This window comes from Fictibacillus sp. 7GRE50, from assembly GCF_015903875.1.
Taxonomy (GTDB): domain Bacteria; phylum Bacillota; class Bacilli; order Bacillales; family Fictibacillaceae; genus Fictibacillus; species Fictibacillus phosphorivorans.
This window is the reverse complement of record NZ_JACZDW010000003.1, coordinates 1-13,510: the sequence shown is the minus strand read 5'-3', so window position 1 is coordinate 13,510 and position 13,510 is coordinate 1. Positions and strand designations below refer to the sequence as shown.

General features: G+C 38.0%; 13 protein-coding genes and 2 riboswitches. Of the genes, 6 read left to right on the top strand and 7 right to left on the bottom strand.

All coding sequences use genetic code 11. From position 1 onward, the window contains the following. Nucleotides 1–55 precede the first annotated feature (55 nt). Nucleotides 56–1,153: a DUF3626 domain-containing protein gene (locus IHV12_RS11275; RefSeq protein WP_197190931.1), complete on the bottom strand. Its 1,098-nt coding sequence runs from the start codon at nt 1,151–1,153 to the stop codon at nt 56–58. Nucleotides 1,154–1,272: 119 nt separating this feature from the next. On the opposite strand from IHV12_RS11275, the gene IHV12_RS11270 reads away from it, so the two are divergent. Continuing rightward, complete coding sequence (locus IHV12_RS11270; RefSeq protein WP_197190930.1) at nt 1,273–1,836, top strand: hypothetical protein; 564 nt, start codon at nt 1,273–1,275, stop codon at nt 1,834–1,836. Nucleotides 1,837–1,989: 153 nt separating this feature from the next. Here the strand turns inward: IHV12_RS11270 and modB are convergent, their stop codons facing one another. From modB to IHV12_RS11255, 3 genes are all read right to left on the bottom strand, one after another. Continuing rightward, nucleotides 1,990–2,646 (bottom strand): molybdate ABC transporter permease subunit, encoded by a 657-nt coding sequence (modB, locus tag IHV12_RS11265; RefSeq protein ID WP_197190929.1) that lies wholly within the window; start codon nt 2,644–2,646, stop codon nt 1,990–1,992. Between the two features lie 314 nt (nt 2,647–2,960). Next, the gene (locus IHV12_RS11260; RefSeq protein ID WP_197190928.1) at nt 2,961–3,782 is read right to left on the bottom strand and encodes a MetQ/NlpA family ABC transporter substrate-binding protein; all 822 of its coding nucleotides are present in this window, start codon (nt 3,780–3,782) and stop codon (nt 2,961–2,963) included. A 129-nt stretch (nt 3,783–3,911) separates the two neighbouring features. Further along, nucleotides 3,912–4,031, bottom strand: a riboswitch (SAM riboswitch). Nucleotides 4,032–4,078: 47 nt separating this feature from the next. Next, nucleotides 4,079–4,879, bottom strand: coding sequence for an alpha/beta hydrolase (locus IHV12_RS11255; RefSeq protein ID WP_231620725.1), 801 nt, complete (start codon nt 4,877–4,879; stop codon nt 4,079–4,081). Nucleotides 4,880–4,993: 114 nt separating this feature from the next. Further along, nucleotides 4,994–5,111, bottom strand: a riboswitch (SAM riboswitch). A 158-nt stretch (nt 5,112–5,269) separates the two neighbouring features. Between IHV12_RS11255 and IHV12_RS11250 the strand changes: the two genes are divergently transcribed. From IHV12_RS11250 to IHV12_RS11240, 3 genes are read left to right on the top strand one after another with little or no spacing between them, the layout of a single operon-like run. Continuing rightward, nucleotides 5,270–6,781, top strand: a complete 1,512-nt coding sequence (locus IHV12_RS11250) for a spore germination protein (protein WP_197190926.1) — start codon at nt 5,270–5,272, stop codon at nt 6,779–6,781. A 16-nt stretch (nt 6,782–6,797) separates the two neighbouring features. Beyond that, nucleotides 6,798–7,892, top strand: coding sequence for a GerAB/ArcD/ProY family transporter (locus tag IHV12_RS11245; protein ID WP_197190925.1), 1,095 nt, complete (start codon nt 6,798–6,800; stop codon nt 7,890–7,892). Then, the gene (locus tag IHV12_RS11240; protein ID WP_197128074.1) at nt 7,885–8,964 is read left to right on the top strand and encodes a Ger(x)C family spore germination protein; all 1,080 of its coding nucleotides are present in this window, start codon (nt 7,885–7,887) and stop codon (nt 8,962–8,964) included. The genes IHV12_RS11245 and IHV12_RS11240 overlap by 8 nt, the downstream gene beginning before the upstream one ends. A gap of 290 nt (nt 8,965–9,254) precedes the next feature. On the opposite strand, the gene IHV12_RS11235 is transcribed toward IHV12_RS11240, so the two are convergent. Then, on the bottom strand, nt 9,255–9,764 hold the full coding sequence (locus tag IHV12_RS11235) for a hypothetical protein (protein ID WP_197190924.1): 510 nt from the start codon (nt 9,762–9,764) through the stop codon (nt 9,255–9,257). 149 nt (nt 9,765–9,913) lie between these two features. Beyond that, on the bottom strand, nt 9,914–11,302 hold the full coding sequence (locus IHV12_RS11230) for a bifunctional metallophosphatase/5'-nucleotidase (RefSeq protein ID WP_197190923.1): 1,389 nt from the start codon (nt 11,300–11,302) through the stop codon (nt 9,914–9,916). A gap of 88 nt (nt 11,303–11,390) precedes the next feature. Here IHV12_RS11230 and IHV12_RS11225 point away from each other — a divergent pair, with 88 nt between their 5' ends. Together IHV12_RS11225 and IHV12_RS11220 are read left to right on the top strand one after the other, a co-directional pair. Further along, a complete protein-coding gene (locus IHV12_RS11225; protein WP_197190922.1) occupies nt 11,391–11,939 on the top strand; it encodes a GNAT family N-acetyltransferase in 549 nt (182 codons plus the stop codon). Nucleotides 11,940–12,021: 82 nt separating this feature from the next. Then, complete coding sequence (locus IHV12_RS11220) at nt 12,022–12,576, top strand: NUDIX hydrolase (protein WP_197190921.1); 555 nt, start codon at nt 12,022–12,024, stop codon at nt 12,574–12,576. A 31-nt stretch (nt 12,577–12,607) separates the two neighbouring features. Here IHV12_RS11220 and IHV12_RS11215 read toward each other — a convergent pair whose 3' ends face one another. Beyond that, complete coding sequence (locus tag IHV12_RS11215; RefSeq protein ID WP_197190920.1) at nt 12,608–13,390, bottom strand: class I SAM-dependent methyltransferase; 783 nt, start codon at nt 13,388–13,390, stop codon at nt 12,608–12,610. Nucleotides 13,391–13,510 lie beyond the last annotated feature (120 nt).

Here is a 13,510-nt window from a genome sequence, read left to right as displayed (position 1 = left end):
TAGCATTGAAACGATAGTAACAGATAAAAATAGTAAATGCAAGATGTTATTCAATTCAAACTGATCTTCTTTTCCTATAAGGTTTTCCATACTTCACCAACACATGCCATAGAAGTTTAAGCTCTTGTACTATTTCTTTCTGCGTTCCTCTGTCGCTCCATGTCACTGGATTTCTCGTTAAATCCATTACAGCTTCACCTATAAGATATGCATCAATCACCTGATTTTTAGCGATTCTTTTTGCTAAGGACGGCATTTCAGAACCTCTAAAATCTGAAGGAACATGATCTACAGACAATTGAAATCCAGAATGAAAATAAAGCTTAATATCATATTTTGCACAAAGACTTGTAAGCGTAACTCCGACCTTCGTTCCAATAAATGAAGGGTCTGCAACAAGAATTTCCACATCTTCTTTTAATACAAGATCACCGTGAACTTGTGCTTCGATATAATGATTTAGATTTCGATACACTTGTTTTTTAGCTGGGTCTTCAAACGGTAATTTTATTTTTTGAACAAGATGCTGGACCAATGAACCTATCATAAGATTTGATTCTCCGAGCGCATAATCTCTCGTGAAGATTTCCTCAAATAATGCTGCAAGTATCATATCGAACTCTCTAAAAGTTCCTTTTTCTTTTGGATTTTGATGAGAATCAAGGTATGTAAATGTAGCTCGCTTTGAAACTTCAGGCTTGAGTAAGAAGTAGCACGAACCAAACCGTGGCGCTGGCCCATCGGCATGCATCATAATGTTTAACGCACCATATTTTGCTCGCTCATTAAGGGTCGTTCCTTTTATCTGGTAAGCTCCTCCAAATAATTGTTCTTCCCACCGATCACGTAAACCTCCGGGATAGGCAGATACACTTCCGTTTGAAAGCAACGTTTCAAACTGACTCTTGTATATTCCTTCTTGATGTAACGCTTCGGCAATACAATTCATTGAAGAGTTTGGCCGATCCGGATGAAAGTGAAGAGCAATTCGGGCATGCTCTTTAACATTATGGACTGCCTTATGAAATACTTCAGTGGTTATATTAGACATTCTTAATAAATGTTGAATCGTCGTTTGAGCATCGTCCTTATGTCTTGCAGCATAACGCTCAACATAATCTATTGCAGATTGTTGGGCTCCAGTTAATTTCATATAATAATCTCCGTTTCCGTCGGTAAATGATGTTATTCAAGAACCAATGAAGTGACTCTTCACGCTCATGAATAGTGGTTTAGCTTTAAGGAATATATTTTATAAAGGAGAGGATCATTATGGGTTATCGAAAAAAGAAAAGAATTACAGGATCTCGAAGCTTTAGGACTCCGAGTACATTTCCTCTCATCTTACTTTTGGTGATTCTGCTATTCTCTGCTATAAGTTTATTTTTATCTTCGACAGTATTTCAAGATCACCTTGTTTTGACGGAGCTTTTCCTTTTTTTAGCCATGTCTCTACTATCATTATTTATTGGCTTTGTTGCCAGTTATTCAAGAATACACAACTGGGTAGAACGCCTACTTATTCCGGTTGTAGTCATTGGATCCATTGCAGCTGCGATTACTTTTTCACACACCGTATTTCAACTCTACGAAGATATTGGTGACTATGAAGCTAGAAAATTCAACGTGATAGAAGGAATTCCTTCAACCTTAACGTATGGCTCGAAAAATGGTCCTGACTATGTCTCTTCCATAATGATTGATAGTAAAAAAGTTAATGTTGCACATTTGAATATAACGGCTAAGTCTTACAAAGATCATTTCAAAGGCAAATCCATTCGATTAAAATACCTTTCTCATAGTAAGTTTGCGGTAAGTATAGAAAAAAACGAATAAGTATTTCACATGGGATTTTGAACTAAAAAAAACACAGCCCTCTTTAGAGAAGCTGTGTTTTCTTTATTCACTGGTTTTAATACTAATGCAGAACCGCCTACCATACCCATGTTTGTAGTTTCAAAATACAATCATTACAGATTCTTTTTTCTACTAAGCTCTTATGCGATTTACAGCAACAAGCATTAAGAATGATATACCAATAACACTTCCTACCCACATCCATGCAAGATCCATATTTCCTGATTCGATCGCGATATAGATTGCGGTGGATATCGTCTGTGTTTTTCCAGGTATGTTTCCGGCAAACATTAATGTTGCACCAAACTCACCTAATGCGCGAGCAAAACTTAAAATAGCACCTGATGTGATAGCTCTAACAGATAATGGAACAGAGATTTTTCGCAATACATCCCACTCGTTGGCTCCATCTACTCGCGCTGCATTTTCGATGTCTGCGTCAATAGATTCAAACCCCGCTTTTGCGGATTGATACATGAGTGGAAATGCCACAACTGCAGACGCAATAACGGCTGCCCACCATGTAAACATGATCGGCTGATTAAAGAGCCACTCTACGAGCTGTCCCCCGGGACCATTTCGACCGAACAAAACGATTAACAAGAAACCTACCACAGTTGGGGGTAGTACGAGTGGAAGTAGGAATATTGTTTCGATTAACGTTTTCCCTTTAAACTTCTGGTGAGCCATGATCCTTCCGAAAAACAAGCCGGCTAGGATTACAATCAGTGAAGCTGTCACCGCTATGCCAAGTGATAATTTGACAGGTGACCAAAAATCTATTGCCATTTCCTTTTCCACCCGCTTATTCCATTGATTTATATGCTGTATTCATCTGTCTTCATCATATCATATCGCCAATTGTTGGTGATGAAAGATGCGGATATTGTCGAAGGGCCTTTATTTTTGAGTTTAGACTTAATTCATGTCTAGTTTGACTTAATTGATGATCAGAACGACCTAATTTTTCTGAGTAAGACTTAATTTTTCTTATTTAGACTTAATTTTCAAAAAAGGTGTTAATCGGATGCCTTAAAAACATCTGTAAATGAAAAAAGCTGCTTAGATGAGTGGATATCACCATCTAGTCAGCTCATTCATCCTTATTCTTTAACAGCTAGCACTGAACCTTTATACTCTTTATCAATAAAATCGGTAATTTCTTTCGAATGAAGCACTTCTAACAAGGTTTTGATAGATTTCTTCTCTTTGTCGCCTTCACGAACTGTGATAATATTCGCAAATGGTGAATCTGAACCTTCAAGTGCGATGGAATCTTTCTTCGGGTTCAAATCCGCATCGATTGCATAATTTGTGTTGATCACAATCGCATCGCCTTCATCATTCTCGTATGCTTTAGTCAACAGCCCTGGATCAATGTCTGCCACAAACTCTAAGTTTTTCGGATTTTCTACAATATCGCTTATTTGAGCTTCGTAGCCCTTTCCTTCTTTTAGTTTGATCAGTCCCTCTGCTTCAAAGATTGACAAGATACGCCCGTGCTCAGCAATTGAATTACTTAAGATAACCTTCCCGCCTTCTGGTAGGTCCTTTAATGACTTATGTCTCTTCGAATAAACGCCCATCGGCTCTAAGTGAACAGCTCCTGCATTTTCAAACTTATACTTCGGGTTATCTTTCACTTGCTGTGTTAGATATGGAATGTGCTGAAAATAGTTCGCATCAATTTCTTTTTCATATAAAGACTTATTCGGTAAGATATAGTCTTGGAACTTAACGATTTCTAATTCAATGCCTTTATCCTCTAAAAGCGGCTTCGCTTCCTCTAAAATTTCTGCGTGTGGTACATTTGATGCTCCAACTACTAGCTTTTCTGTTTTCTCTCCATCACTTGTTGATGAGCCACAAGCCGCTAATAAAAATACTGCGAAACTTGCGAGTAATACTTCGATGATTCTTTTCATGATCTGATCCCCTATCCTTTAGTTTCTATAAGTTCTTTGATAATAGATGCTCTTTAAGAGGTGGTACAAAAAAACCTCCTGTTCTCATAACAGAGACAGAAGGCTTCTCGAAAAACGATTCCGATAATCCTCTCATCTCTCAGTGTGACCACTGTTAGATTTAGCACCGTTTTCATATTGATTATTATTCAACATGAATGGTTGCCGGGTTTCATAGGGCTAATTCCCTCCACCTGCTCTTAATAAGAGTATTCCTATCAAATTACTTTGTATTATCACAGGAATTTTGTAAAATGTCAAACACTTTTTTTCAAATTATTCTGAACAGAAACTTTAACATTCTTTACTAACCATTCAGAAGTGGAAGAAATTAATTTATCGAAATGGACAATTGAAGAATACGTATGATTGGCACCTTCTATTAGTACTATTGAGCTTCTACCATTTTTCCTCTTTCTTGATTCTTCAAAATAGTGAGAGCAATATCTTGAAGATATTACTGGATCGTCCGAGCCATGGATGAACAGTGCGTTACCACGAAACTGTTTGATGTCTTCTAACGGTGAATAAGCTTGAAGCGAAAGTAAAAATTCTTCGGTTATCGCATACCCTAGATGATCAATCACGGGGTGCTCTCCGTTATAACCAACTATTTCTTTAATATCTTCAAATGGATTCCCTACTGCAGACCAAGTGATCACATTCCCAATCCTATCATCATCAGCTACAGTGCAAATCGCTACCGCACCGCCTAAACTATGTCCGATTAACGTTATTGCATTTTGATCAATGTTAGGTAGTTTGCTACCAAAAGAAATAACTTCCTTCGTCTGATCGATAAAACAAGCAAACTCATTATCTCCATATTCCCCTTCACTTTCACCACAGCCAGCATAATCAAATCTCAATACAGCAAACCCAAGTTTAACGAGTTCTTGAGCCGTTTTAACAAACAGACGATCTACTCCAATTCGTGTACTCGTAAAACCGTGACAAATAATGATCAGCGGAAACTTCTTTTCACCTGCATCACTCCAATTAGGAAAATGAATGGTGTGAGCCAATTTTCTGTCTTTCCACCATATACAATCCGACATAACCATATCACCCACTCCTTTTCTCTCTATTGAAATTCACTTAACCAGTATGATAAACGCAAAAAAACCGTGTTCCCTTAGAGAACACGGTTCCATACATACAATCCGTTCGTTCTCTCATCTCTCAGCAATAACTGCTGTTAGATTTAGCACCGTTTCGGTCAAAACATAGTTCATCCGATGGTTGCCGGGCTTCATTGGGCTAATTCCCTCCGCCTGCTCTTAATAAGAGTTTCATTATTAATTTAAGGATAATCATAGGCTACTTGCTAATTGTTGTCAATAAAAAAACAAACCATGATCAAGTTTGCCAACAGAATATTATTAAATGACGAGGAGATGATAAAGAAATGTAGTAGTTCATGACGTAACAACGAACGGGTGATTTCAATGATATTTTTTAAGAAGAAAAAGAAAAAACAACAAGAATCAAATACAGATCCTACAAAAGGTACATTGACATTCCCAGAGCTCATGAAAAAGCTAAGAGCTTCAGCAGACTTTTCTACCGTTAAGCAATCATCACTCAGCACATTTTATATCTCTTATTATAAAACACTTGTAAATCCCGAATTTGTTCATCGGGATTTATTACCCTATATAACAGACATTCAATTAAAGAACTTAGATGACATACAAAAGCATTTGCCGTTAGATGGGATGGTCAAAACGAATGATGTGCATGACATCGCTAACAAAGTAACAGAAGGGTTTATTCTTATTCAAATGAATAAAGAGGACCCAGAAGGATTGCTTGTTCCAAGTCTATCGACCGAAAACAGGCAGATTTCTATCCCTGAAACTGAGTTTAGTGTTGTAGGTCCAAAGGAAGCTTTTGTTGAATCACTAGACACAAATTTAAACCTTATTCGTAAAAGACTTCCTATTCCTGAATTCACAGTTAAGGAAGTACGGGTTGGGAAACTCTCAAAAACGAGAGTAGCCATCATTTATATCGACGGAATCGCGGATGAAGAAAATGTGAACACGGCGATTCAGCGAGTCAATGATATCGAGTACGATCATATTGTAGATAGTTCTTATATCAATCAAATGATCTCCGACAATGAGAACTCTCCTTTTCCACAGCTCATTGATACAGAACGGCCAGACCGGGTAGCGAGTGTTTTATCTGAAGGAAAAGTGGCGATTATGGCTGACGGATCTCCCCATGCGTTAACGGGTCCAACAACCATCGTGGAATTTTTCTCCGCTTTCGAAGACTATTTTCTAAATTGGACGCTCGCTTCTGCCTTTCGATTGATTCGACTCATGGCTGTCATGTTTTCCGTGTTATCAACGCCTCTGTATGTAGCAGTATTAACGTTTCATTATGAAATGATTCCGGAAAATCTATTAGCTACACTCGTTGCTTCACGTAATGATATTCCTTTCCCACCTATACTGGAAGCTATCGTACTAGAACTTTCCATCGAGTTGCTTCGAGAAGCTGGTGCCAGGCTGCCTTCTAAGGTCGGTCAAACAATCGGTATTGTAGGAGGTATCGTTATCGGAACGGCAGCGGTACAAGCAGGATTAACAAGTAACGTTTTGTTAATAATTGTTGCTTTAGCCGCTCTTGCTTCTTTTACAACACCTGTCTATCAGATGAGTAACACGATTCGTTTATTGCGTTTTCCCTTTTTATTGTTTGCCCAGTTTTTAGGGGTTCTAGGTGTTGGTATCTGTTTCGCTTTTATCGTTTCTCATCTGCTGAAACTAACATCTCTAGGAAGACCTTATATCGCACCATTATATCCGCTTCGTGCAAATGATCTAAAAGATGCTCTTGTACGACTGCCGTTCAGTATGCAAAATAGCCGACCATCTTTATTAAGACCACAGGATAAGGCAAGGATGAATAAAAAGCGGGCAACAGCAAAGCATGACATTGAGGACTAAAAAATGAGGGGTATTTATGTCTCAGATCAGTGAAAACAAGCAGATATCACCTTATATGGCTTTTTATATGGTTACAACCATGCAGATTGGAGTGGGAATTCTAGGATTTGAGCGTTATATCGCTAAATCAGCAGGACATGATGCATGGATTTCTGTAATCATCGGAGGTCTTTCATTTAATGTACTGATCTGGATGATCTATCGTGTTCTTTCAAAAGAGAACGGTGATATCATTGGCGTACATAAAAACTTGTTCGGCAGATGGATTGGCGGCTCATTAAGTTTTCTTCTCTTGATTTATTTTAGTTCTACGATTCTAACCGTACTTAGGACTTATATTGAAGTAATCCAAATCTGGGTGTTTCCCGAGCTGAATACGGCTGTTATAGCCATCATCCTCTTAGGATTAGCTTATTCGTATGTTATTGGAGGAATCCGCGTTGTCGCAGGATTATCCGTACTAGGCTTTTTTATCACCCTCCCTCTATTTTTATTAAAATATTACGCACTTAAAAATGCACACTATACAAATCTTTTTCCTATTTTAGATCATTCATTTAGCGACCTCATGGCTGCTACTAAAGGAGTTACTCTTGATTATTTAGGATTCGAGCTCATACTGTTGTATTTACCTTTTTTAAAACAACCTGAAAAATCACAAAAGTGGGCTCACTTAGGAAATCTATTTACCATGTTCACTTACCTCATTACTGTATTCGTATCTTTTGTCTATTTTAATCAAGAACAACTTCAACATACGATTTGGGCGACACTAACACTATGGAAAATTGTAGACCTCCCATTCGCACAGCGATTCGAATATGCCGGTATCGCTCTTTGGCTTTTCGTCGTTCTTCCTAACATCTGTATAGGTTTGTGGTCTGTGAGCCGCGGAATTCACCGTTTATATAAGATCAAACAAAAAAGTGCGCTGCGCACAATGCTTTTCGTTATTTTCATATGTTGCATCTTAGTCGTTGATCGCCAACAAGTAGACATACTAAATACGAAAGTTTCTCAAGTAGGTTTTTATATTCTCTATGCTTATATACCGTTTTTATTTGTGATCCAGCTGATTTCAGGAAAAGTGAGGAAAACAAAAAATGACTAAAAAGAAGCTTCTCATTATCTTCACATTAATGCTATTAACTGGCTGCTTTCCAAGCAAAAAAATCCTAGAAGATGTTCAACTCGTATCAGCAGTTGGATATGATTATAAATCGAATAACCAAGTAGAGTTGAACGGGATGGTAGCCATTCCACAGCGAGGAGAAGATGTTCCTCCAATTTCTCAAGTGTTTACAGCAACCACGAATACGAGCAAGATGGCAAGAGCTCTAGAACAAGCTGAATCTCCAAAACCATTTGAGATCGGTCGCTTAGAAATTGCTCTTTATAATGACCGATTAGCTGAAAAAGGCATATATGATCTAGTTGACACACTTCAGCGTGATCCTTCCTTAGGTCGAGACCTATATTTGGCAGTCGTTAAAGGAAGTACGAAAACATTGTTAAAAGAGCAGTATCCGCTTAGTGAAACGCCATCAAAGTATTTGCTCCAGCTTCTAAATCAAAATATGAACGCGAACATACCAAAGTCAAATCTACATGATTTTTTGTATACGTATTACGGAAAAGGCATGGATCCCAACTTGCCACTCTTGGAAATGCAGGGGGATCGAATACGAGTAAAAGGTACAGCCCTCTTAAAAGACGACAAAATGGTCGGGCAACTGAAGCTCGAAGATTCCTTTCTCTTAAAGCTACTGATGGAACCTTTTGAAAAAGGCATCTATGAAGTGAAATTTAAAAACGATCAATTCTTTACGATTCAAAATTTGTCATCTAAAGTAGAATATCGTTTTAAAGACGTGAAACGATCTCCATCCGTAGACATTTTCGTTAAAATAAAAGGACGCGTAAGTGAAGCGCCGAAGATTCCTGTAAGCGATCCGTCACTCATCGAACAACTAGAAAGAGCAACCGAGAAAGCAATGGATAGGCGAACGAACAAGATTGTAGAAAAACTTCAAAAATTGAATGTAGATACGATCGGGTTAGGCGATTTGGCGAGGAGCAGAACAAGAGGATTTGATTTTAAACGGTGGGATGAACAGTACCCTGACATGCCGATCAACGTTAATATGAAGGTGGAAATTACTCAGGCAGGGATTACAGAGTAACGTTGTTAATTTTATCGTTCATTTCTTGAGTGGGGAAATGGCTTTTTTGTCGAAAATCGTTTAAAAAATTTTATTCGTGAATATATAGCGTTTATCCGTGAATATATTGGCGTTTACCGTGAAATTTTTTCCAATTACCATGGATATATGATTGACAACTATCAAAGTGTTTTTATCGTGTGCACATTTCATGGTGATGTCTACTTCATATGGACATCACGATATAAAATAAAAAGCTTTTATTCAACATATTAGTTTAGTTGAATAAAAGCTATCTTAATTAATCGATATTAACTCCCAGCTCCTGCTCCTGCAGAAGATTGGTTGCGTTTCTCGATCGCGTTGACTCCCATTACAACAGCGATTAGCTCTTCTGTTAATAAAGCATCTGAGTTGTTTTTTAGCTCATAAGCAGGAGCTTGGAAAAATCCATTTACTTTATTAAACGTCGCAATTTCCGACTTACTTTCATCAAAGATGGTATATTCTTTTGAAAAAGCGGGAGCTTCAATTTCATATGTATGGCCATTCGTTATATACCGATAACGTTTGGAGAAGAAAGCAAATGCAGATTTTACCACGCCTAATTCCTTATCATCAGATTGCTTCACGATCCATTTTCCTGACATGAAAGGAAAACTACCTTCAACGAGGACCCTTCCAGATTCATTCTCGATACTCACGCCTGAAGAAAAGGCGCTTTTTAGATCGAGAACTCCTCGTTTCTGTTGCTCTGCATTGTAAATATCCGTTCTGCCTGACGAGAAAAAGGTATCTTTAAAATACACACATCTTTCCATAGCAGCCACCCCGCTTCAATATCGATCTTATTTTTGTTGTTCCTCCAACTGCTGAAGTCGTTTTTCAATTTTCTTTCGCTTTTCTATTTCTTGAAACACAAAAATGAAGGCTGTTGCAGCCATTAAAAAAGTTAACCATTCCATCTTGATTACCCCTTAATCTTAAGTAGTTCTTTAATCCTTTTATCATAAGCACGATTTACAAATTCGGGCTTGATGGCATACATTTTAATCACTTCTTTGATCTCTTCTGGTCGGTAGAACTCATTTCGGTTGTGGGCTAGTGAAGGATAGCCTGATCCACGTTGAAGATAATCTGAAGATGCAACGGAATACCATCTTTCTTTCTCTATTCGTTCACCGCCAATCCTCATTTCGACCACTTTCAATCCATCATATACCACTTGTGCACCTGAAATATGCAGTCTCCCTATATACTTCCCTCTGAAGCCAGGCCCTCTTCCATCTAATAAGCAGTGTTGAACATCAAGTGATTGTTGAATGGCTTCCAATATGTATTTACCTTGAATCTCGAAGGAAGTTGGATTTAAGGGAGATGGACAGATCTCAATCAATTTTTTATTAGAAACGTAAGAAAAGATTCCTGCGTTAACAATGCCACTGTTTATCATGCCTATGTCAGTATTCAGCATGTCTTTTAATCCATCTGCGATAAGGTTTGTGATCGGATTCTCACCGATCACATCGTGCCATACCGGTTCATTAATCGTATATAGTGGTTTTCCTAATATCTCGATCGCTGTTTCTTTACTTCTCTTAAGGATAGCTACAATTTCTTCGTCTGGCTTGGAATCTTTTGTGTTATAGACGGCAGATTGTAAAAGGGTTTTATATGATTTCTTCACTTCAATTTCTAATACACCAATATGTTCACCAAAGTTTCCAGCACTTACGATGAATGTATCATTAACAACCTTCGCTTCTTGATAGAGAACATGATCATGTGAGGACACGATTACATCAATGCCAGAAATCTCTTTTGCTAGATCCATATCCGCTACCGTTCCGACATGATTCAGAAGGATGCACAGATCGTACTTTCCTCGATTACGCTCCAACTCTTCTGCAATGGCGATGATATAGTTTTCACTATGAAACCCTAAGCCTTCATTAAAAGCACCTAAGTCAGGTGATGCGCCAGTTACGAAAATTCGTAGTCCATTTTTAGAAAGGATTACACTTGAACGAACACCAGGAATCGCAGTCTCGTCTTTTCTAAATAGGTTGTTGCTGATAAACGGAACGGAACTTTGAACAGCCATATGTTCTAACGTCTCTGCCCCATTAAACATTTCATTGTTGCCGATCGTTAAAGCATCATAGCCAACTGCATCTAGAAGCTCGACCGCGGCCATTCCTCTTGTTCCTTGTAGTTCAATACTTTTAAAATCTGCAAAATCACCTGCATCAACTAGTATAGTGTTTTCGTCTTTATGTTGATTAATTATCGTTGCTGCTTTCGCAAAGTTATCAAAATGACTGTGAAGATCGTTCGTATGTATGATTTTTAATTTCATAAATCCCCCAAAATTATATAAGATTACCTTTACAAATAATGGTATCATAAAATAAAAAGTAAATGTTCAAAAAATACGGAGGAATTGAATGTCATATCAAGATAACGATTTAAAGATTCGACCGATTACTAACGAAGACCTTCCAAGACTTTGGGAACTAATATATAGCGACAAAGCTCCTGAATGGAAAAAATGGGACGCTCCATATTTTGAGCACAAACAAATTCCTTTTGATGAATTTATGTGGAACAAAGATCACTATGTCAATCACGATCAGCGCTGGGCAATTGAAGTGGCTGGTGAGTTGATCGGAACAGTGAGTTACTATTGGGAACACGAGCCCTCCCACTGGTTAGAGATGGGCATCGGTATCTACAATCCTACCTATTGGAGCGGTGGATATGGAACAAGAGCTATTATTCTGTGGATCAATCATCTGTTTAACTCGCTACCACTCGTCCGTGTTGGTTACACAACATGGTCAGGAAATGAGCGAATGATTAAAGTTGGCGAAAAGCTTGGCATGAAAATGGAAGGCAGAATGAGAAAGTGCCGCTATTATAACGGAGAATATTATGACTCGATTCGTATGGGAATTCTGCGAGAAGAGTGGGAGTCAACCATATTAGGAGGATAAGACCAGGGAGATTCTAATAGACTATCCGGTTGTTTCATTTATTTTTTCGTAATTTATCTAACCATGAGGAGGGACAAAATTCTTGGCAACATGGAAAACCATAACTTCAGATTATATCTACAAAACGCCGTTTGGTCATTTAAGAAATGACAGTTGTGAACTGCCGAACGGGCAGAAAATCGATAACTATTATGTTCATGAGTATCCAAATTGGGTAAATGCATTTGTTCTAACGAAAAATAAACAAGTCGTACTTGTAGAACAATACCGTCATCCAGGTAAAGACTTCTTTTTAGAAGTTCCAGCTGGAAAAGTCGAACAAGGTGAATCCTTTGAGGAAGGCATTATCAGAGAGGTTCAAGAGGAAACAGGTTTTACTTCCCTTTACAAACCAATTGTACTCGGAGAATTCATGGTGAACCCTGCTACCCAAACCAACAAGGTTATAACATTTCTAATCTTGGATGCTTTCCAGTCTTCTTCTCAAAACTTAGATGAAAATGAAGATTTAACGCTTAAGCTGATCCCTTTTCATGAGATGGAAGGATTAATAGAAGATAAAAAAATTACACAGTTGTTTACAATAAGTGCTTATTTTTTAGCAAAGAACTACCTTTCCAAAGAAAAACTAGCTTAGTAATATTACATCTAAGCTAGTCCTCTTTTCTTTATTCAACCTTCATTTTTACAGCACGTGTTGCAACGAAACTTTTAATATAAGTATCAATCGGTCTTCTTCCACCAAAGTCATCTTCATATAATCCAGCAATCACAAAGCCTGCATCAATCTGTCCTTGTATTTGATCCTCTAAGGTATGCCCGAATTCTATCGTTTCATCAGACATAAGATAGTCAGACTTCTCTTTTTCAGTCATAGAATCGAGCGTTGAATAAGGAATCCTGTTACTGACGACTAGATTTCCCTTTTGATCTTCTTCATCATCAAAAATAAACAACAATGGATTTGTAAAACCAGATATGAGTACCCCTCTATCTTTTAACACACGTGATGCTTCTTTCCATACAGGAGAAATATCCTCTACAAATACATTGGCCACTGGATGAACGATCAAGTCAAACTCCCCTTCGCTAAACATGGAGAGATCACACATATCTCCTTGGATAGCCGTCAGACTCAAATTATTTGCTTTTGCTACCATCTCATCATTTTCTAACTGTTTCTTTGAGATATCCATTACAGTAACGTCTGCACCTGCGGCAGCTAACACGGGGCCTTGTTGTCCGCCTCCAGAAGCGAGACAGAGAACCTTTAGTCCTGTCAACGATTCCGGAAACCACCGTCTAGGAACTGGTTTTTCTGTTGTAACGGTAATACGCCAATCTCCTAACTTACTTCTGTCAATTATGTCCTTAGATACAGCCTTCGTATAGCTCACACCATCTTCAACTTTTTTGTCCCAAGCTTTGCTATTGTGTTTAACGGTATTCATCTTTAGATCTCCTACTCTTTGTATAGTCATAGTAAACATTCCATAATAAGGTATAAAAATCCTTCATTAGATATAAATGAACAGCCGTCTAATGGCAGAAAAAAAAGAGCCTATAAAAAT